The sequence below is a fragment of the Pontixanthobacter sp. genome, from assembly GCF_049682855.1.
Classification (GTDB): domain Bacteria; phylum Pseudomonadota; class Alphaproteobacteria; order Sphingomonadales; family Sphingomonadaceae; genus Pontixanthobacter.
Genome location: NZ_JBAUIK010000016.1, coordinates 82,612 through 102,130, shown reverse-complemented (window position 1 = coordinate 102,130; position 19,519 = coordinate 82,612). Strand labels below are relative to the sequence as shown.

18 protein-coding genes are annotated in these 19,519 nt (G+C 56.9%); 11 read left to right on the top strand and 7 right to left on the bottom strand.

Annotated elements, in window-relative coordinates; genetic code table 11:
• The first annotated feature begins 15 nt into the window (after positions 1-15).
• From WA922_RS10460 to lexA, 8 genes are all read left to right on the top strand, one after another.
• Positions 16-1,542: an anthranilate synthase component I family protein gene (locus WA922_RS10460; protein ID WP_424771644.1), complete on the top strand. Its 1,527-nt coding sequence runs from the start codon at positions 16-18 to the stop codon at positions 1,540-1,542.
• Positions 1,539-2,417, top strand: coding sequence for a phosphodiester glycosidase family protein (locus WA922_RS10455; protein ID WP_424771643.1), 879 nt, complete (start codon positions 1,539-1,541; stop codon positions 2,415-2,417). The genes WA922_RS10460 and WA922_RS10455 overlap by 4 nt, the downstream gene beginning before the upstream one ends.
• Before the next feature lie 13 nt (positions 2,418-2,430).
• Positions 2,431-3,045 (top strand): anthranilate synthase component II, encoded by a 615-nt coding sequence (locus tag WA922_RS10450; protein ID WP_424771642.1) that lies wholly within the window; start codon positions 2,431-2,433, stop codon positions 3,043-3,045.
• Entirely contained in the window at positions 3,042-4,034 is a 993-nt protein-coding gene (trpD, locus tag WA922_RS10445; protein WP_424771641.1) for an anthranilate phosphoribosyltransferase, read from the top strand. The genes WA922_RS10450 and trpD overlap by 4 nt, the downstream gene beginning before the upstream one ends.
• The gene (gene trpC / locus WA922_RS10440) at positions 4,031-4,816 is read left to right on the top strand and encodes an indole-3-glycerol phosphate synthase TrpC (RefSeq protein ID WP_424771640.1); all 786 of its coding nucleotides are present in this window, start codon (positions 4,031-4,033) and stop codon (positions 4,814-4,816) included. The genes trpD and trpC overlap by 4 nt, the downstream gene beginning before the upstream one ends.
• Positions 4,813-5,289 carry a cyclic pyranopterin monophosphate synthase MoaC gene (gene moaC / locus WA922_RS10435; RefSeq protein ID WP_424771639.1) on the top strand — a complete coding sequence of 159 codons (477 nt, stop codon included), beginning with the start codon at positions 4,813-4,815 and terminating at the stop codon, positions 5,287-5,289. Before trpC ends, moaC begins: the two co-directional genes overlap by 4 nt.
• The gene (locus WA922_RS10430) at positions 5,286-6,473 is read left to right on the top strand and encodes a molybdopterin molybdotransferase MoeA (RefSeq protein WP_424771638.1); all 1,188 of its coding nucleotides are present in this window, start codon (positions 5,286-5,288) and stop codon (positions 6,471-6,473) included. Before moaC ends, WA922_RS10430 begins: the two co-directional genes overlap by 4 nt.
• Positions 6,474-6,577: 104 nt before the next feature.
• On the top strand, positions 6,578-7,279 hold the full coding sequence (gene lexA, locus WA922_RS10425; RefSeq protein ID WP_424771637.1) for a transcriptional repressor LexA: 702 nt from the start codon (positions 6,578-6,580) through the stop codon (positions 7,277-7,279).
• Between the two features lie 29 nt (positions 7,280-7,308).
• On the opposite strand, the gene WA922_RS10420 is transcribed toward lexA, so the two are convergent.
• Entirely contained in the window at positions 7,309-9,513 is a 2,205-nt protein-coding gene (locus tag WA922_RS10420) for a ComEC/Rec2 family competence protein (RefSeq protein ID WP_424771636.1), read from the bottom strand.
• Between the two features lie 29 nt (positions 9,514-9,542).
• On the opposite strand from WA922_RS10420, the gene gltX reads away from it, so the two are divergent.
• Together gltX and WA922_RS10410 are read left to right on the top strand one after the other, a co-directional pair.
• On the top strand, positions 9,543-10,988 hold the full coding sequence (gltX, locus tag WA922_RS10415; protein WP_424771635.1) for a glutamate--tRNA ligase: 1,446 nt from the start codon (positions 9,543-9,545) through the stop codon (positions 10,986-10,988).
• 40 nt (positions 10,989-11,028) lie between these two features.
• Entirely contained in the window at positions 11,029-12,315 is a 1,287-nt protein-coding gene (locus tag WA922_RS10410) for a citrate synthase (RefSeq protein WP_424771634.1), read from the top strand.
• A gap of 12 nt (positions 12,316-12,327) precedes the next feature.
• Here the strand turns inward: WA922_RS10410 and WA922_RS10405 are convergent, their stop codons facing one another.
• The 5 genes from WA922_RS10405 to WA922_RS10385 all read right to left on the bottom strand — a co-directional run bounded on the left by WA922_RS10405 (position 12,328) and on the right by WA922_RS10385 (position 16,549).
• A complete protein-coding gene (locus WA922_RS10405; protein ID WP_424771633.1) occupies positions 12,328-12,465 on the bottom strand; it encodes a hypothetical protein in 138 nt (45 codons plus the stop codon).
• A 101-nt stretch (positions 12,466-12,566) separates the two neighbouring features.
• A complete protein-coding gene (locus WA922_RS10400) occupies positions 12,567-13,940 on the bottom strand; it encodes a sensor histidine kinase (protein WP_424771632.1) in 1,374 nt (457 codons plus the stop codon).
• A 2-nt stretch (positions 13,941-13,942) separates the two neighbouring features.
• Positions 13,943-14,905, bottom strand: coding sequence for a hypothetical protein (locus WA922_RS10395; RefSeq protein WP_424771631.1), 963 nt, complete (start codon positions 14,903-14,905; stop codon positions 13,943-13,945).
• A 23-nt stretch (positions 14,906-14,928) separates the two neighbouring features.
• Positions 14,929-16,152 carry a hypothetical protein gene (locus WA922_RS10390; protein WP_424771630.1) on the bottom strand — a complete coding sequence of 408 codons (1,224 nt, stop codon included), beginning with the start codon at positions 16,150-16,152 and terminating at the stop codon, positions 14,929-14,931.
• 94 nt (positions 16,153-16,246) lie between these two features.
• Positions 16,247-16,549, bottom strand: a complete 303-nt coding sequence (locus WA922_RS10385) for an Hpt domain-containing protein (RefSeq protein WP_424771629.1) — start codon at positions 16,547-16,549, stop codon at positions 16,247-16,249.
• 70 nt (positions 16,550-16,619) lie between these two features.
• Here WA922_RS10385 and WA922_RS10380 point away from each other — a divergent pair, with 70 nt between their 5' ends.
• Complete coding sequence (locus tag WA922_RS10380) at positions 16,620-19,238, top strand: ATPase (protein ID WP_424771628.1); 2,619 nt, start codon at positions 16,620-16,622, stop codon at positions 19,236-19,238.
• Here the strand turns inward: WA922_RS10380 and WA922_RS10375 are convergent.
• Positions 19,220-19,519: a DUF1467 family protein gene (locus WA922_RS10375; protein ID WP_424771627.1), complete on the bottom strand. Its 300-nt coding sequence runs from the start codon at positions 19,517-19,519 to the stop codon at positions 19,220-19,222. The two genes, WA922_RS10380 and WA922_RS10375, sit on opposite strands and share 19 nt — an antisense overlap.

Sequence of the window (19,519 nt, the reverse complement as noted above, 5' to 3'; positions counted from 1 at the left end):
GCGATCGGTCGCCCAATGCCTTCGCCGCACACCCACGGGCCGCTCAATGCAGAGACCGCGCACGCGCAACTCTCCGCAGGGGAGCATACATTGGTGTGGCGCAAGATAATTGCAGATACCGAAACCCCCGTTGGGGCAGCAGTCAAACTGATCAGCGAGGGGCGCGGAGATTTTCTGCTCGAATCGGTCGAAGGAGGCGAAGTTCGCGGGCGTTACAGCTTGCTGGGGCTTGATCCTGATCTGGTGTTCCGCGCCGCAGGAACACAGGCGGCAATCAATCCCAATTGGCAGAATGACCGGAATGCCTTTGAACTGTGTCGTGAAACCAGCCTGCCTGCTCTGCGCGCTCTGGTGGAAAGCTGCCGGATTGATGTGCCAGGTGGATTACCCCCTGCCCTTGCCTGTCTGGTCGGGTATTTCGGGTATGAAACAATCGGCCTGGTAGAAAAACTTCCGCGGGCGCCTGATAGCGATCTGGCGTTACCTGACATGCTATTTGTACGCCCGACCGTGATCTTGATATTTGATAGCTTGAGCGAAGTTATGTTCGCGGTTGCACCGCTGTGGCATACAGCCGGCACTGATCCATCCCAAGCGATTGCACGCGCCGCCGACAGGATCGATGACACTATTCGCCGGTTGGGGCAGCCTGCGCCTGCCGCCAGTCAATCCGCAGACCTGCCGGAAATGTCGCTTCAGCCAACGATGGCCGAAGGTGATTATGCCGCTATGGTCAGCAAGGCAAAATCCTACATCGAAGCAGGCGATATTTTCCAGGTCGTTCTGGCGCAGCGTTTTACCTGCCCGTTTCCGCTGCCGCCGCTTTCGCTGTACCGGGCATTGCGGCGAGTAAACCCTTCTCCGTTTCTCTACTTCCTGGACCTGCCCGGATTTGCCGTGGTCGGATCGAGCCCTGAAATATTGGTACGGGTGCGAGATGGCAAGGTTACAATCCGTCCCATCGCCGGAACGCGCCCTCGCGGCGCGGACGAGGAGGCAGACCTTGCTGCCGAGGCGAGCCTGCTGAATGATCCGAAGGAACTGGCCGAACATTTAATGTTGCTCGACCTTGGCCGCAATGATGTAGGGCGCGTTGCAACATGCGGCTCTGTCGAGGTGACTGACAGTTTCTGTGTGGAGCGTTACAGCCACGTCATGCATATCGTCAGTAATGTTGTCGGCACTCTGTCGTCGGACCACGATACGCTTGATGCCATGTTTGCAGGCTTTCCTGCGGGCACAGTCAGCGGCGCCCCGAAAATCAGGGCGTGCGAGATTATTGCCGGACTGGAACCGGAAACGCGCGGGGCGTATGCGGGCGGGGTTGGGTATTTTGCACCCGATGGATCGGTTGATAGCTGCATAGTTTTGCGCACAGGTGTGGTGAAGGATGGTATTCTTCATGTCCAAGCGGGCGCAGGTATTGTGGCGGACAGCAAGCCTGAATATGAGCAGCGCGAATGCGAGGCGAAAGCCGGCGCGTTGTTCGCCGCAGCTCAGGAGGCCGCGCGTATTGCGGGCGAGCCAGGATTTGGCCAATGAAGATGAAACGATCACTCCTATTACCGTTGTTAACGCCCGTTCTGTTGCTTGCCGGTTGCAATCAGGAGCCTGAGGGCCAGCCCGTTCTGCGGACCGAAATTGGCAGCGGCGTCGCGGAAGATATTCCCGGGCAAGCACCGCAGAACAAGGCTGATGACACAGGCGCCATCGAAGAAACAGAACAGAGCGAACGCGCATCCGTTTGCCGGGATGTCACCTTTGAACAGGTCCTGCTGACGCATTGTACTGCCGATCCCGCCATACACCGTATTGTCACAGCTCTGTCAGGCGCAGATGGTAAGCCCTATCGCAGCCTGTCCAAACTCGCATCCTCACGCGGTGCAGATGCAAAATCGGTCGCCTTTGCCGTAAATGGCGGAATGTTTAACGGTGAAGGCAAGCCTATCGGCTACTACGTCCAGAACAGGAACCGCACAAAGGAACTTAATCGCAGCGATGGGCCGGGGAACTTCCATCTTATGCCAAACGGGGTATTTTTTGGCACGGGCGGCACATGGCAAGTTCATACATCCGATTATTTTTACAGGATGATCGGAGACAGGCCCGATTTCGGCACGCAGTCCGGCCCGATGCTCGTCATAGATGGAAAGCTGCATCCAAAAATAGCAGATAACGGGCCCTCCAAAGCGATCCGTAACGGCGTCGGCATTGGCACAGATGGGCGCGCGCATTTCGTCATTGCCAATGCTCCACTTTCCTTTGGCGTCTTGGCGCGCTTTTATCGCGACGAGCTTAAAGTGCCCAATGCGCTCTTCCTTGATGGCAATGTGTCCGCCTTGTGGGACCCCGCGACCGGCCGGATGGACGCAGGCGCCGCGCTCGGCCCCTTGATTGTGATAGAGAACCGCGAGTAGCGCGGCAGACGTGATGCACAGCAATCCCACCATTCTGGTTATCGACAATTACGATAGCTTCACTTTCAACCTGGTCCATTATCTGATGGAGCTGGGCGCGGATGTGCGTGTCGAACGCAATGATGCAATCACTGCGAGGGAGGCGATCGCATATGGCGCGGCGGGCTATCTCATTTCGCCCGGTCCATGCACGCCCGATAAAGCGGGCGTGAGCCTGGATCTGGTTGCCGCTTGCGCCGATGCCGAAAGGCCAATGCTTGGCGTTTGCCTGGGCCATCAGTCCATCGGGCAACATTTTGGCGGCACGGTGGTGCGCGGCGGTTTGATGCATGGCAAAACTTCGCCGATCACGCATGACGGGTCCGGGGTGTTTGCCGGTTTGCCCTCACCCTATACCGCGACCCGGTACCATTCGCTCATTGTACAGGATGCACCGGACAGCCTGGCGGTAAATGCCACCAGCAGCACGGAAGGACATGACGAGGATTGCATTATGGGTTTGCGCCACGCATCCTTGCCCATTCACGGCGTGCAATTTCATCCCGAGAGTATCGCGACCGAACATGGTCATGCTCTGCTCGCCAATTTCCTCCGAATTTGCGGAATAACGCCGAAAGACTATCCATGAAGACCCTTCCCGCAGCCGATGCTGTCCTGAGCGAAACGGATGCCGAAACTATATTCGGTACCTTGCTGGACGGTGAAACATCGGAAGAGGAAATTGCCCGGTTTCTGATCGACCTATCCGATCGCGGCGAAACTGGCGCAGAAATCGCTGGCGCTGCCAGAGCGTTACGTGCGCGGCTGATTCCGGTGGCTGCGCCCGATAATGCGATAGATGTCTGCGGCACCGGGGGTGACGGTCATCACACGCTCAACGTATCGACCGCTGTCTCTCTGGTAGTCGCCGCAGCGGGTATACCAGTCGCCAAACATGGCAATCGCGCGGCTTCGTCCAAATCGGGCGCGGCGGACACGCTGGAGGCGCTTGGCCTTGACATGGATGCTGCGGGACGGACGGCGGAAAAATCACTCGCCGAAATCGGTATCTGTTTTCTGTTTGCGAAAAATCACCATCCCGCAATGGGCCGTATTCAACCGATCCGGAAGAAACTTGGTCGCCGCACGATCTTCAACTTGATGGGCCCATTATCCAATCCGGCTGGCGTAAAGTCGCAGTTGATCGGCATTGCCCGCCCCGCATATGTCCCGATTTATGCCGCCGCCAAAGCCGCTTTGGGAACAGAGCGCACGATGATCGTGTCGGGTGATGAGGGGCTCGACGAGCTTAGCCTGGCCGGGGGCAATGAAATTGCCGATGTGCGCGGTAACAGCTTTGTCATGAAGCGCAAAGACGCCGGCGAAGTGGGCCTTGCCGCTGCACCCATAGCCGCGATCCAAGGGGATGATGCAGTGTTTAATGCGGCGGCGCTGACGGCCCTGCTGAACGGCGAGCCGGGCGCATACCGCGATGCGGTAATTTTTAACGCAGCCGCGTCGTTCCTTGTGGCCGGTGTAACCGATAGCTGGACCGATGGCGCTGACATGGCGCGTCAATCGATTGATACGGGCGCCGCCAAAGACTTGCTAGGCCGCTGGATTGCGATGGCGCAATGAACAAGCTTGATGAAATCTGTTCCGTCAAACGCGAAGAAGTGGCTACTCGCAAAGCGGCCCGGTCAATTGCTGATCTTGAGGCGCTGTCACAGCAGCAAACCGCACCGCGCGGGTTTACCGATGCCCTGCGCGCGAAATCTCAAGGCGGGTTTGGATTAATTGCGGAAATCAAGAAAGCCTCTCCGTCCAAAGGCTTGATCCGCGAGGACTTCCACCCTGCCAATCACGCCGCAGCCTATGAGAGAGGCGGTGCGGCATGCCTGTCGGTGCTGACCGATGCGCCCTATTTTCAAGGTCATGAATCATATCTCATCGCTGCGCGCAATGCCTGCAGATTGCCGGTACTGCGCAAGGATTTCATGGTCGACCCGTGGCAAGTGGCAGAGGCGCGATCAATCGGCGCCGATGCAATTCTGATTATCGTGGCAGCATTAACCGATCCGGAAATGGCAGATATTGAAGAGGCAGCTCTGCATTACGGAATGGATGTGCTGGTGGAGGTGCATGACGAAGCCGAGCTCGAACGCGCTGTTCATCTGCAATCGCGATTGATCGGCATTAACAATCGCGACCTGAAACGCTTTGTAACCGATCTGGCCGTAACCGAACGGTTATTGCCACTTGCCCCGCAAGATGCGCTGATTGTGAGCGAAAGCGGCCTTTCGGCCCATGCGGATTGTCTGCGGCTGGAAGAATGCGGCGTACGAAACTTTCTGGTCGGTGAAAGCCTGATGAGGCAGAATGATATCGTGTCAGCAACCAGGAAGCTGCTGAACCTATGAGCGCCCTCACTCACCTCGACAATAGCGGATCGGCCCGAATGGTGGACGTCGGCGGCAAGGCTGAAACGCTGCGAACAGCGACTGCATCCGGCGTTATCCGAATGTCCGCCAATGCATTGGAAGCGATTCGGTCAGGTAACGCCCCAAAAGGCGATGTCCTGGGCACAGCGCGCATCGCTGGTATCATGGCAGCGAAAAAAACCAGCGAGCTTATCCCCCTATGCCACCCGCTCGCTCTGGATAGAGTAACAGTTGATTTCGCGCTAAAAGACAACGCGATCGAGGTGAACGCGACCGTCTCGCTTACAGCAAAAACCGGTGCCGAGATGGAGGCGATGACTGCGGTATCGGTCGCCCTGCTGACCTTATATGATATGGGTAAAGCCCTTGATAAAGACATGATAGTTGGCGAAATAAAGCTGGTTTCAAAGACCGGCGGCAAATCGCGCGACTGGCACGCAGCCGATCGATGAAACCGCTGGCGACCGTGCCCGAACCGCTTTCTTTGCATGATGCCCAGAAAAAGCTGCTGGCGCTCGCGGCTACCCCCGGCACGCAAACGGTTATTACTGCTGAGGCGAATGGCCGGTATCTGGCGCAGGCACTTGCCGCGCAGCGAACACAGCCCCCAACAGATCTATCATCAATGGACGGTTATGCCATATCTGGCAGCGGCCCGTGGCGGATCATCGGTGAAAGCCGGTGCGGGAAACCGTTTACCGGTATCGTGCAGCACGCTCAGGCCGTCCGCATTTCCACCGGTGCGGCCATGCCAAAAGGTGCAGACCGAGTTCTGATACAAGAGGATGCGCGAACCGATGGCGCAACGATCGGCGCCCTCTCCTCGCCGCCCGACAGACACTATATACGCCAAACAGGTTTCGACTTTCATACTGGCGATCGCATTTTGGCTGCGGGCACGCGGATCGGTCCTGCCCAGATTGCCCTGGCTCTCAGCGCGGGACACGGAGTGCTTGAGGTGATGCGCTTGCCATCGCTTGCCTTGATCGAAGGGGGAGATGAATTGGTCGCCGACCCTGCGCAAGCGGGGCTATCTGCCATCCCGGCCAGCAACAATGCAATGCTTACCGCACTGTGCGAGGGGCTAACCCGTAAAACAGATATAATTGGTCCAGTGGAAGACACGGTAAGCGCGTTAGGCGCGGCGCTGGATGCAGCGCGCAATGCCGATATTATCGTCACCAGCGGCGGCGCATCGGTTGGCGACTATGATCTTGTCCAACCCGCACTCAAGCAATTCGGTGCAGAAATTGCATTTTGGCGGGTCGCGATCAAACCGGGCAAACCCCTGCTGGTGGCGCAACGCGGACGGCAGATTATCTTGGGTTTGCCCGGTAATCCCGTGTCCAGCTTTACCACAGCATTTCTGTTTTTGCTTCCCCTGTTGAAACAGATGGCGGGGTCGCCATCGCCGATGCCCCAAAAGCTGAGCGCAACATTGGCAGACACCCTGCCCCCGGGCGGTCCGCGCCGCGAATTCGTCAGAGGGATATGGGACGGAAGCCGGGTCACCCCGATTGCTGAGCAGGATAGCAGCGCCCTGCGCGCGCTCGCATCTGCCAACGCCTTTATCGAGCGTCCCGAAAATTGCGGCAGCGCCACAATGGGAACAGACGTTCCAATATACCCTTTCTAAAACGTCGGGATTGCTTGACTTCGCGGCAAAGGTTGCCTAATTGTTCTGTATTCGTTCGCATTTTGACGTTCGAACAGACATGTGCGACTAAGGAGCAATTCTCCATGCTGACCGCAAAGCAACACGAACTCATCCGGTTCATCCAGCAGCGTCTGGAAGAAACCGGTATTTCGCCTTCGTTTGAGGAAATGAAATCCGCGCTCGATCTGAAAAGCAAATCAGGCGTGCACCGGTTGATTTCGGCTTTGGAAGAGCGCGGCTTTATCCGCCGTTTACCCAATCGGGCACGCGCTCTCGAAGTTTTGAAAAATCCGGAAGACGCGCTGCCTGCCGCCGTTGCCCCGGCGGCTGATAATGATCTGACAACCGCCTCCGTCGTGCGTATCCCAGCGTCCACGATGGCGCAGCCTGAACCCGCCAATGATGTCATTGAACTACCCCTGCATGGCCGGATCGCCGCTGGCGCGCCGATAGAGGCACTTGAAGGACAGAGCAGTTTACCGGTTCCGGCGGCGCTGCTCGGTCCAGGGGATCATTACGCCTTGGAAGTGTCAGGCGATTCGATGATTGAAGCCGGTATCTTTGATGGCGATTTTGCGCTCATTAAACGTACCAGCACGGCCCGCGATGGAGAAATCGTAGTGGCGCTGGTTGATAATGAAGAAGCTACGCTAAAATATTTGCACCGCGATGCGGGAATGGTTCGTCTTGATCCAGCCAATTCGACTTACTCTCCGCAAATCTATCAGCCTGGGCAGGTGGAAGTTCAGGGCAAACTCGCGGGCCTTTTGCGCCGCTATCATTAAAAAAACGGAATGATACGCAGCGAACGGCCTTATCGCGGTTCGCTGTGCCACCACCCGTGTTGCCCCATCGACTGAGATACAGAACGAATATTTTCTCGTACCAGATTGATTGACAGACCGCCGGTTTTATCCAGCAACCGCCGATCCGCCTTAAGCCATTTGGGTCTGCACGAGCGCGGCAGATATCTGTCGGCAACCACAATATCGGCCCGCTCACATGCGGCAGCTAATGCGCGCGATTCAATCCGGTCGCGGCTGCGCGCCATCAAAATGTGCCACGCTTTTCCGTCACGATCGATGGTCAGCGCGCAGAAGTCACGACTGCACCGGGCGCCGCTCCATTGGTCGAGCGGTATGGGTTGGCCGCCCATTCCGGCCAATTCGAGCAGATTATCGCGGGTATATGTGCTGCGAGTGTCGCGCAAAACCAGCAACCGCTGTCCTTCTCCTGCAATCCCGACATGACGACCATCACCGGAGATCAGGATGTCTGGCGGGGGCTGAAGCACAAACACCAGCATAGCAAGGGCCGCCGGGAATACCCCCCACAGCCGGACCGTTCCGCGCCACAAGGCAAGCCACAGCGCGCCCGCCAAAAACATGGCGTAAATCGGTCCGGCCATATCTGGCATCAATTTTACGGCCCCGGGCCGAGAAGCAGTGAAATGCGCGACCCCAATAAGCAGATCTAACGACTTTCCAGTAAGCCACCACGCTGGCTCTCCCCACTCGATTACATCAAGCAGTAATGAAACCGCAATGAGCGGCATGGAAGCAAATGTGGTCAGCGGAATACCGATCATGTTAGCAAACGCGCCATACACACCGGCACGGTGAAAATGGAACAGCACTATCGGCATCAATGCTATTTCAATAACCAGCCCCGTGAGGAGAAGCATCGACGCTCTTCGGCCGGTTCTGGCAAGCCAGCTCTCTTCGCGCGGGGCCAGAAAGGTTTTGACCGGCTGGGAGTTATGAAGCGCAACAATCGCCAACACGGCGGCGAAGCTCATCTGGAAACTCGGCCCCACCAATGCCTCTGGCCATAGCAGCAGGACAAAGAATGCTGCTGCCGCAACCATCCGCAGTGACAGCGCCTCTCTGCCCAAACTTAGCGCAACCAGGACGAGCACGGCGCCAATGCAGCTCCGCACGGTCGGTACCTCGGCGCCGGTAAGCAGAGTGTAGCCGATGCCCGCCAACGCAGCGATCGCAGCGGCGGCAATCGGTAAACGCCAGCGCAGCGCAATATAGGGAAACAGGGCCAGCGTCTTGATGGCCAGCAGATACGCGGCAGCAATCACCGCGCTGACATGCAGACCGCTTATAGATAACAGATGGGTCAATCCCGAATCGCGCATCGCTTCTTCATCCGCATCGCTGATCGCGCCCCGATCGCCGCTCACCAGTGCGGCGGCGATTGCCCCTGCAGATCCGCTTAGCTGGCTGCGAACATGGCCTGCCAATTGTCGCTGGGTTTCCGCGAGCAATTCAGGCTTCGCCGCCGTCTCGATAACCTGGATCTCCCCCAGGACAGAGCCGGTTGCAGCAAGCCCCTGAAACCATGCTGCGCGCGAAAAATCATAGGCGCCAGGCAGCATTGGCGGCGCAGGCGGCATTAAGCGGACACGCAAGCGGATGCGCGCTCCCTCGGCAAATTCCGGGCGGTCCTGAGCCAGGGGAACATTCACACGAATTTTGCGCGCGGCGGCGCTTTCTGCATCCCGCATCGCGAGAATTAACCTTACCCGGTCACGCGCCGGCTGTTCATCACGAGACAAGATGCGGGCATCAAGCATGCTGACCTGCGCCCGGTCCAGAGGCTCCGCCCCGACGATTTCAGAGCGCACCCATATGACCATAACCCCCAATGCAAAGAGAACCGAGACAGCAATGACGGCGGAGCGTATCTGCGTACGCTGCTCGTCGGCATCTCGCCATGCCGCCAGCGCGGCCAATGCCAATAAAGCGGCTATGCCAATCGCAGCAGTCCATTGCCAAGGCGCATCAAGAATGAACCACGCAGAAATACCGCTGGCAAATGCGACTGTCAGCCACGGCCCCCTATCGAACCCGGAATTTTCGAGAAACCGTTCGATAATATCGCCAGAACTGGACAATGGCAGCAGTCTGAGCCAAGGGTGCTGCACTGCAGCATTTTCGCTGGCTGCCGCGCTACTACGCACCTGTTGAGTGTTCTTGTCAAAGGGTACATGTGTATTGCCGGTCGCCATACCGCGAATTGGATAGGAAATAGCGGTCTATGGCAAGTAAAACTGATCATGATATGGGTAACGTTGTCACTCGGTTCGCACCGTCGCCTACCGGGTTTCTGCATATTGGGGGGGCACGCACGGCTTTATTCAATTGGTTATTTGCCCGGCATTATGGCGGCAAGGCGCTTCTACGTATCGAAGACACCGATAAAAAGCGTTCCACTGATGAAGCCATCGACGCGATACTTGATGGGCTGGACTGGCTCGGTCTTGATTATGATGAAGAGCCGGTATTTCAGTCCGCCCGCGTCGAACGGCACGCCGAAATCGCCGGAATCCTGCTTGAACACGGTCATGCCTATCGGTGTTATGCCACGCCAGACGAACTCGCAGCCATGCGCGCCGAACAGCGTGAGTCCAAACAACCGCTGCTCTATAACGGCCAGTGGCGTGATCGGGACCCTGCCGAGGCACCAGAGGGCGCTGCATTTACCATCCGCATAAAGACGCCGGCCAGCGGCCGAACCAAGATCAGCGATATGGTCCAGGGTGATGTCTGGGTAGAGAATGCGGAAATTGACGATTACATTATTGTGCGCGCCGACGGTACGCCAACCTATATGCTCGCCGCTGTTGTCGATGATCACGATATGGGCTGCACCCATATCATCCGCGGTGATGACCATTTGAACAACGCCTTCCGCCAATTGCCAATCTACCGCGCGATGGACGCGATTGAGGGCGGTTGGCCAGACCCAGCCTATGCCCATATTCCCCTGATCCACGGCTCTGATGGGGCGAAGCTTTCCAAACGTCATGGCGCACTAGGCGTTGGTGCCTACCGCGATGAGATGGGCATATTGCCTGAGGCATTATGCAACTATCTGCTGCGGCTTGGCTGGGCCCACGGTGACCTTGAGGAGATTGATCGGCAACAAGCGGTAGAGCTGTTCACCTTGAACGGGGTCGGCAAAAGCCCTTCACGCTTTGATCTGAAAAAGCTGGAAAATTTGAACGGTCATTATATTCGCTTGGCGGATGATAGGCGCCTCGCGCAGCTGGCGGCCGATGAAGCCGGACGTACAGATCAGACAGACGTCGACCTCCTTGAGCGGGCCATGCCTGTACTCAAGCAGCGGGCAAAAACGCTTGATGATCTGATCACCGGGGCCAGTTTCTTATTCGCGACTTTACCGCTCGATATGACCGACAAAGCGGCCACGATGCTTACCGACGAAGGCCGCGCATACCTCTGGCAAGTTTCAGCGCGGCTGAGCGAACAAAATGACTGGACATTCGACGCTCTCGAAGCCAGTACGAAAGCACTTGTAGCGGAGCTCGAACTGGGCTTCGGCAAAATAGCGCAGCCCATGCGAGCCGCGCTCACCGGAACGACAACGTCACCCGGGATTTTCGATGTGCTGGTCCTGCTCGGACGAGACGAAGCTCTTGCGCGAATAAACGCTCAGGCAGTTTCGCCAAGTCACGGCTGAACGGACACGCGAAATCCACCCGGACCCAAGGAGAATAAACGTGGCTGATACTCAGGCGAAACTGGAATTGAACGGACAAACTCAAGAGTTTCCGGTTTTGCAAGGCAGCGTCGGACCCGATGTCATCGACATTCGCAAGCTTTACGGCACGACCGGCGCTTTCACGTTCGATCCGGGATATAAATCAACCGCCAGTTGCGAAAGCGCGCTCACATATATTGACGGTAATGAAGGCGTTCTGCTTCACCGCGGATATCCGATTGGCCAATTGGCGGAACATTCCAGCTTCATGGAAACCGCATATCTGCTGCTCAATGGTGAATTGCCATCGGGTGAAGAGCTTGATGACTTTAACTATACCATCACACGGCACACGATGCTGCACGATCAGCTCCGTCAGTTCTATCAGGGATTTCGCCGAGATGCCCACCCGATGGCGATTATGTGCGGGGTTGTAGGCGCATTGTCAGCCTTTTATCACGACAGCACTGACATCTCTGACCCGGAACACCGTAAGATCAGCAGCCACCGCTTGATCGCGAAAATGCCGACGATTGCCGCAATGGCGTATAAATATTCGATCGGTCAGCCATTTATGCATCCTGACAATTCGCTATCCTATACCGGCAACTTCCTGCGCATGACCTTTGGCGTGCCCGCAGAGGAGTACGAAGTTATTCCGGCAGTTGAGCGCGCGATGGATAAAATTTTCATTCTGCATGCAGATCACGAACAGAACGCATCCACATCAACGGTGCGTTTGGCTGGCTCGTCGGGGGCGAACCCGTTTGCCTGTACTGCAGCGGGTATTGCCTGCCTGTGGGGACCGGCACATGGCGGGGCAAACGAAGCGGCGCTCAATATGCTACGCGAAATTGGCACTCCTGATCGTATTCCGCATTATATTGAGCGGGCGAAAGATAAAAACGATCCATTCCGCCTGATGGGCTTTGGCCACCGCGTGTACAAAAACCACGATCCCCGCGCGACCGTGATGCAGAAAACCGTTCGTGAAGTATTTGACGCGCTGAACGTGACCGATCCGGTCTTTGAAGTTGCTCTTCAACTTGAAGAAATGGCGCTCAATGATGATTATTTCAAAGAGAAGAAACTGTTTCCAAACGTCGATTTCTACTCAGGCGTGATCTTGTCGGCAATCGGTTTCCCGACGACAATGTTTACCGCCCTGTTCGCTCTGGCCCGTACGGTTGGCTGGGTCGCGCAGTGGAACGAAATGATTTCCGATCCGGCTCAGGTCATCGGTCGTCCGCGCCAGCTATACACCGGCCCGACAGAGCGCGACTATATTCCCGTCAGCAAAAGGTGATCAGGTTTACGATCAGATCATGACATCGAAAATTCTGTTTTGAGGGTCGGCGTTTGAGAGCTGTTTGGCCGCAGGTAGTGCATCCTCGACCAAATCTGTATTTTCGGGTAAATCTTTCGCTTTTCGGCTCTGTTCGCGCTGAATGTTCATGCAAAAAATACAGCAACGCCGGTGATTTTCTGCAACGTCACAGAGGCCCGGGCGTTTGTCCGAAGGCCGGTTGCCTAGCATGTGATCCGTATGGATGGGCACTAACGGGAGGCTGGCAAGTCCAGTATGAAGCGCGCGCCTTCATCGGGCGCGCTTTCTACTGTCAGATCTCCGCCCATTGCCCGGGCAATCCGGCGTGAAATATACAAACCCAGGCCCGACCCGCCATCGCCGCTGCGCCCTAGACGTTCAAACTTCTCGAAAATGACCGCCTGTTGCTCCGCGCTTAGACCCGGTCCCTGATCGCTAATCATAATGCGTGCGCCAAAACGTGTTGGAACCGCCACGATGTCCACCGGCGATCCATCTGGTGAATATCGGATCGCATTGGTCATGATATTCAACAGAATTTGCAATACCCGGCGAAACTCGGCCGTTGCAGGCGCTTTCTGGTCAGCATCCGGAGCGCGCAGTTCGATATCTTTTTCTTGGGCCCGCACCGCAAGTATTCCGACCGCGCGCCGCGCAACATCCACCAGATCAATTTGATCGGGGGCAGTCACGAAGCTTTCCGATTCGACCACTTCCAGATCGGACAGGTCCTCAATCAGCCCCATAAGATGTTGGCCAGCAGCGGCAATGTCAGCTGCATAATTGCTGTACTCTTCCGCAAGCGGCCCCGCCATTTTCGCGCGGATTGTTTCCGCGTTGGCAATGATTCTGGCAATCGGCTGGCGCAATACGGGCGAGAGATCACGCCCGATCGAGTGCATCGTGGCTGGCTCAACGGTTTTGCTCGTCTTGCGCCGGTCAACCAGCGGACGATCGGCAACCAGATAAAGATCAAAGCCGCGACTACCCGGTTCGGGTTGGCCAAGCGGAACCAGGCTTACGCTCCAGACGCGGTCGGACCCTTCGACTGTGCATTCTGCACCATCAAGCAAACGCCAATGCAGCGGCTGTGTGTGGGTACTACCAGGCAAAGTAACCAGATCAGTCCACGGCTTGCCGCGTGATTGACGCATTCGCGCCGTTATATCGGCCAAATCGCGTGCCTCGCTCTCCACACTGAGAATGCACTGCTTGGCATCAAGCCTTAGCGTTAATTCGGCAGCGGATTGATCAATGTCCTGCTTGCGCGCCAGTTGCGCTGCATCGGTATCTGCCGGTACGGCCTCTGCCTGCCAGTTGACAACACCAATAAAGCAACATCCGTCATTCTTCCCGCTTGGCGCCGCCTCCACCCAAGCGGTGATGATTTCCTCACCATTATACGCTGTGACTGTGCGCGCGAGCCGCAGTTGCGCAGCCTGCGCTTTGGCCACCAATGCGTGCAGCTCTGGTATCGCAATCACGCCGGGCATTGTGCCGCCGCACTGTACCTGCAAGGTGGCTAATGGCTCCTGCGCCTGTACCAGGTTGTTGTCGGCATCGGTTTGTGCCCGGGCAATGAAGGATCCTGACAAAGCGCCCATATCTAGCCCACCGTCCGCGTGGCGGATTCCGCCAGGATTTCCGCCGCACGATCGGTGCGCAGCATGTCAAATCCCTGTGGCAATACAACATCAGGATGCAGGTAAACGAACTGCTCTTCTACTTGATCGTGCGTAAGGCCCGCTGCGCGCAATGTCAGCGCCAGGCGGCCCACCTGCCGGTCATTGGTGCCCAGTGCGGTCAGATTGCGGTCCTGCCCCGCGTTCTTTGCCAACGCTGACAAGAAAATCGCCACACCTGCATGGCTTAAGGATAAGGCTGCCAATGATCCGTTTCCCATGCCCGAAACCAGCCGTGACAACAGACCCAGGCGGCTTGAAGCTTCGTCATAGGCTGATCGCAATTGTGCTTCGGCCTTTTCGGTCGCCGTTTCGGCACCCTCCCTTGCGTGATTGCGCCATGCCAGCAATGCAGCGTGGAACTGGTCGCCAGGCACATCATTGATCGACAGCTCCATACGCTTATGCTGCTGCACGAAGCGTGCCTGGGCTGTGAGCGCCGCCATAGCGGCACTCGCAGTATCGGCATCATCGGAGGAAATGAGCGCCTGTAATAATGGTGACAGCACAGGATCGATGGCGCTGCGTCGTTCCAGCCGGACAGCCAGTTGCATCTCGATCGTCAGAGCGTGGCAATGCGAGAGAAACGCGCTGTCAGCCAGCAGGTCGGTCGCAAGACGTTCCTGCCGCGCAGCAATAAATGTCAATGGATCGGTCTCTTCAGCCGCAACAGCTTCTGCGGATAGCAACTGACGGGCAACACTTGTCGCCATACCCCTGATTTGTGCAACTATGTGATCGTTGAATAGCGAGTTTGCGGTATTGGTGACCAAGTGACCCAAGATTGGCGCGACCGTGCCCAATACGATATCGCCCTGCGCCAGTTCAGCGCGCAGAACATCCTCGATGGGGAGCTGCATATTCTCTTGGCTGGCAAAATCGCTCATTCGCCCCTCTTACCTCGCCTTGGTTAAGCGGGCGTTAGCCGTGCATCATACTTCTGCAACATCAGCAACATGAGGAATAGAAGCGTTATCGCTTGCAAGATGGGCAGCAAAAGACCCGAGAGGCTGGCCGCAAATAGACAAGCGACCAGCACCGCGCGATCGTCAGCGGCAGCCTGCACCATCTGCCACCGGTCCCCCCCGGCTGTAAACTGCACCATATGCAGCAACCCGATTAGCATAAGCGCGGCAAAACCGGCGCCAATCTGGTCAGCTTCCGGAACAGCGGCAGCACATAGAAATATGATCGTGATATCGATAATCACGGCTCGAATTATGCCAGATACCGCCTGCGCACCGCGCGTCTTTTGCCTCAGTGCATGGGCCAGAGAACCTGCAAAGCGGGCTGAAAATGCTGCGATAAACACCAATCCAAGCCCGAGCGTGATATATCCGAAAAAGGCCGACAGCGCGCCGGCCCCCGCCGATAGCATACTGATCAGATAGCCCGATAGAGCCGCAAGACCTGCTTTGGGATGCTTGCGCACGGTCATCAGTGCTGCTCTATCAGCAAACAGATTTACCGGGGCGGCAAGCGGCGCAACACGTCCATGTTCTGCAAGCCATTGATGCTCATACGCCCTTGCAGCATCAGCCGACCTAATTATTGCCCAATGCTGCTGTGCCACTATCTTTGCGGGCAATGCGGCGCAGCGCGTGCCGTTTTGCAAAGCCAACCGGAGCAAACTGGACTGCGGATCCACATCATCTGGCAGTTCGACGAGTTTTTCCACCAATGCCCCAGCGATTACCATTAACCCGGCCCACGCGCGATCCTGATCAACGCGCTCAAAACCCAAGCTGACCGCATTATCGGCGGGAAGCGTCAACACGGTGCGGTGCGGACCAATACACGCGGCGCCTGCGGCTGCATCAAAGACCAGTCCGTCAGCAATAACCAATACGTCATCTGCCATGCTGACAAGCCCGGATAGATTAATTGCTGTCCGCATTGAATGAAAAACGGCGCCTGCTTTCTCGGCAACATGCTGAGCCTCTAGCAATTCAGGTGTCAGGCCTTGGGTCAGGCAGATGATCCGTTCACACCCTGCACTCAGCGCAAAATCGACTTGTCGCGACAGAACGGTTCGTCCGCCGATACGAACTGCACTGCACGGTATCGAAATCTCTCCGGGAAAGTCGCCAGAGATGCTTTGTTGAGACGATAATAAGGCGACCAGCACACGCACGCTCCCGATATGAAGGCTTGGTATATAGCCTCACTGGAAACCGCCTTGCTAGTGGGTCAAGTTCTGCCTGCCAAGCGGCTGGCCACTATCAAAATTACACAGCGCAAAAGTCCGCATAGAAACGTTCGATGCGGCGAATGACTGCCGGATCACCCGGCACAGTCTCGATGGCGTCATTCGCCAACGTAATCAATGGCTGAGCGTGAAAGCTTGCCGCCACGCCTTTCAGCCGTTGGGCGGCCATCAACCAGTTGGCATCACAGCGAGACCGTTTGAGCAAATCGATCTGCCTGGCTATACTTTCACTAAAAGCGCCGCGAAGTTCGGCCAGCAGCGCAGGATCATCACCCGCAGCGGCAGCCAAAGTCGCATCGAAAGAGCCATTTTCATATACCATCCTCGACGATTTAGCCTAGGCAAGGTTAAAGCGGGGTTTATCCTGCGTAGAAAACTGCTAGTTTGACGGTATGACCGGGGGAACCAAAATCAGGGCCGTTGGCCCAGAGGACGCGCAGGACGCGCATTTTGCAGCCACTTCAGAGGAGGTGGATGCGCCGCTCGCCTTGGAAGACGAGTTTGACGAAGCGTGGGACTATGAGGATACTGCACCGCGCAGCCGCGGGTGGATAGCGCCAATATTGGCAATTTCGGCAGCGGCTGGATGGACCATATTTTATGGCTGGGCTCATCAGTCCGATATTCTTCAAGGCGGTACGCCGCAGCAATGGAGCGGCTGGATTATTGCCTGGTCCGTTCCGGTATTGCTGATCGTTTCAGTTTGGTTGTTGGCAGTGCGCAATAGCCGGTCGGAGGCGAAAAAATTCGGGGCTATTGCCAACACCCTATCGCACGAGTCAGCACTGCTAGAAAGCAGGCTGACTACCGTGAACCGTGAGCTCAGCCTTGCGCGCGAGTTTCTCAGTTCCCAATCGCGCGAACTCGATTCTGTCGGGCGTGTCGCCAGCGAACGTCTGTCCCAGCATGCAGAGCGTCTGCAATCGCTGGTCGCATTGAATGCGGATCAAATCGATTCAATTGCCGACGTGAGCACCAAGGCGTTGGAAAATATGGACCGCCTGCGCGATGACCTGCCGGTTATCGCCAATTCAGCCCGCGATGTGTCCAACCAAATCGGCACCGCTGGCCAGGCTGCCAACGAACAGATCGGCGCGTTGACACTTGGCTGTGAGCAGCTTGGCTCGCTGGGCAAGACCAACGAAGCACAGGTGGAGGCAATTCGCCTGAAGATCGACGAATTGCTGGCCGAATTTGAACAGCGCACGGCCCATATGGAGGACGTGACCGAAAGCCGTTTTGCAGCATTGCGGGAAGCCAGCGAAACATACCGCACCGAACTGGATTGCCGCGAAGTCGACACATTGGCAGCGATGCGGCGCCGGGCCGGTGCGCTGGCTGAAGAATTCGCTGCATCGCGCAGCGCACTTGAGACTGAGGAAGAAGAAGCACTGCGTTCCCTGCGTGCGCGGCTCTCCGCCATCAGAGAGGAGGCTGGTACGGTGTCGCTAGCCGTGCAGGATGGTGAAACGAAGGCTCTGGCCCTGTGGCAAGAGCGCATTGCCACGCTGAAGCAGCAATTGACCAGTGCAATCGCCGAGGTCGAACGGATCGACAAGAAAGCACTGGAGGCGGCCAATACAAAGCTGTTTGCACTGCGCGACGAGGCGCAGGCTATTGACGCCAATCTGGCAGAGCGCGATGCACGGCTGGCCAAGCAGCTGACCGATCGCAGAGCAGAACTGGCCGCCAGTGAGGAACAGGCCCTCGCCAAGTTCACTCAGCAGCTGGCAGAGCTTGATGAGGTTTTGGAAACCCGCCGCGAAGCGCAATTCAGCCAAGCCGATATTTTGTCTGATCGCAGCGAAGCAGTGGCCGCGCGAATGGCCAGTTTGAAACACTCGATTGAAGACATTGCTGCGATCAGCGATGCTGCAACGGTCTCTCTTTCCACGAACGCTGATGCACTTGAAGACAGACTGGCGATCAGCAAGGACACGCTCGCCGCCACTGACATTGCCGTTTCGGAGCTGACTGAAGCAACTGTGCGTCTGCTCGAGCTCATTCAAGCGAGTGTACAGCATAGCGAAAACAATTTGCCCGAAGCCCTGTCGACTGCCGAAGCGCGGCTGACCCAAGTACGCGATCAGGCGGCTGATTTGCGGTCCATCGTCAGCGATGCGGAGACGAAAAGTCAGGACGTGTCATCCTATGTCCTGCAAACCAGCCAGACTGTCCAAGCATCGATTGCAGAGGTTGATGCCATGCGGGGCAAGATCGATACGGCAAACGCACTGACCGCCGAAACCATTTCTGAATTAACCGCCGGACTGGCTGGATTGAACGAGCAGAGTGACCTGCTGTCCAGGAAAGCGCAGGAACAGCTACGTGATGCCATCACCGCACTTGAGGAGGCCGCGCGCAACGCACCCGCGACTATCGAAATGGGCGTCCGCGAAAGCGTTCTGTCGCTGGCTGCCAATGTCGGCAAGGAAACGGGCGAAGTGCTGGACCGGACGCTAAATGAAAGCGCGAAGGAATCGATAGCACGTCTGGAGGAGGCATCCCGCCATGCTGCCAATTCGGGCCGCGACACCGCGATCCAGTTGCGCGATCAATTGTCCAAGGTGAACGAGCTTGCCGGCAATCTGGAAACGCGCGTCGCCTATGCGCGTGAGCAGGCGGAAGAACAGGTAGGCAATGATTTTGCCCGCCGGATGGCCCTCATTACAGAAAGCCTCAATTCAAACGCGATCGATCTGTCCAAGGCGCTTGACACGGAAGTGACCGATATTGCCTGGGCATCATATCTGCGCGGCGATCGCGGTATATTCACCCGCCGGGCGGTACGCCTGATCGATAATACCGAAGCGCGCGACATTGCAGAAATTTATGATGAGGACCTGGAATTTCGCGAGAATGTGAGCCGTTACATCCACGATTTTGAATCAATGTTGCGCTCGATGTTATCAACGCGCGATGGCAACGCCCTGGGTGTAACGCTGCTGAGTTCGGATATGGGAAAACTTTATGTCGCGCTTGCGCAAGCTATTCAGCGGCTACGCGAATAATTGGCATCTGTTGCTGGCGGTTCCCCAAAGACATTCAGCGCATCTACGCCGATCCAGCCATAATGAAAATTCATCACGTATAGACTGGTGAGGACCGCTGCAATCAGCGTGGCGCGCACCATCAATTTGCCCGGTCGGAAGTTTGCTGGCGCACTGTCGGCCTGACCGGGCACTTTGGGAATGCCTGCCTCGTCATGCGTTTTGATCCCGAAGGGGAGAGAAACAAACGCGGTCATCACCCAGACGAGCGCATAGATTGCGATTACTGATGTAATGCCCAC

Bases quoted from the DNA above. Each gene is read 5' to 3' on its own strand.
- WA922_RS10460 (WP_424771644.1), top strand. From the start codon at position 16: ATGCCTTCGCCGCACACCCACGGGCCGCTCAATGCAGAGACCGCGCAC.
- WA922_RS10455 (WP_424771643.1), top strand. From the start codon at position 1,539: ATGAAGATGAAACGATCACTCCTATTACCGTTGTTAACGCCCGTTCTG.
- WA922_RS10450 (WP_424771642.1), top strand. From the start codon at position 2,431: ATGCACAGCAATCCCACCATTCTGGTTATCGACAATTACGATAGCTTC.
- trpD (WP_424771641.1), top strand. From the start codon at position 3,042: ATGAAGACCCTTCCCGCAGCCGATGCTGTCCTGAGCGAAACGGATGCC.
- trpC (WP_424771640.1), top strand. From the start codon at position 4,031: ATGAACAAGCTTGATGAAATCTGTTCCGTCAAACGCGAAGAAGTGGCT.
- moaC (WP_424771639.1), top strand. From the start codon at position 4,813: ATGAGCGCCCTCACTCACCTCGACAATAGCGGATCGGCCCGAATGGTG.
- WA922_RS10430 (WP_424771638.1), top strand. From the start codon at position 5,286: ATGAAACCGCTGGCGACCGTGCCCGAACCGCTTTCTTTGCATGATGCC.
- lexA (WP_424771637.1), top strand. From the start codon at position 6,578: ATGCTGACCGCAAAGCAACACGAACTCATCCGGTTCATCCAGCAGCGT.
- WA922_RS10420 (WP_424771636.1), bottom strand. From the start codon at position 9,513: ATGGCGACCGGCAATACACATGTACCCTTTGACAAGAACACTCAACAG.
- gltX (WP_424771635.1), top strand. From the start codon at position 9,543: ATGGCAAGTAAAACTGATCATGATATGGGTAACGTTGTCACTCGGTTC.
- WA922_RS10405 (WP_424771633.1), bottom strand. From the start codon at position 12,465: ATGAACATTCAGCGCGAACAGAGCCGAAAAGCGAAAGATTTACCCGAA.
- WA922_RS10400 (WP_424771632.1), bottom strand. From the start codon at position 13,940: ATGGGCGCTTTGTCAGGATCCTTCATTGCCCGGGCACAAACCGATGCC.
- WA922_RS10395 (WP_424771631.1), bottom strand. From the start codon at position 14,905: ATGAGCGATTTTGCCAGCCAAGAGAATATGCAGCTCCCCATCGAGGAT.
- WA922_RS10385 (WP_424771629.1), bottom strand. From the start codon at position 16,549: ATGGTATATGAAAATGGCTCTTTCGATGCGACTTTGGCTGCCGCTGCG.
- WA922_RS10380 (WP_424771628.1), top strand. From the start codon at position 16,620: ATGACCGGGGGAACCAAAATCAGGGCCGTTGGCCCAGAGGACGCGCAG.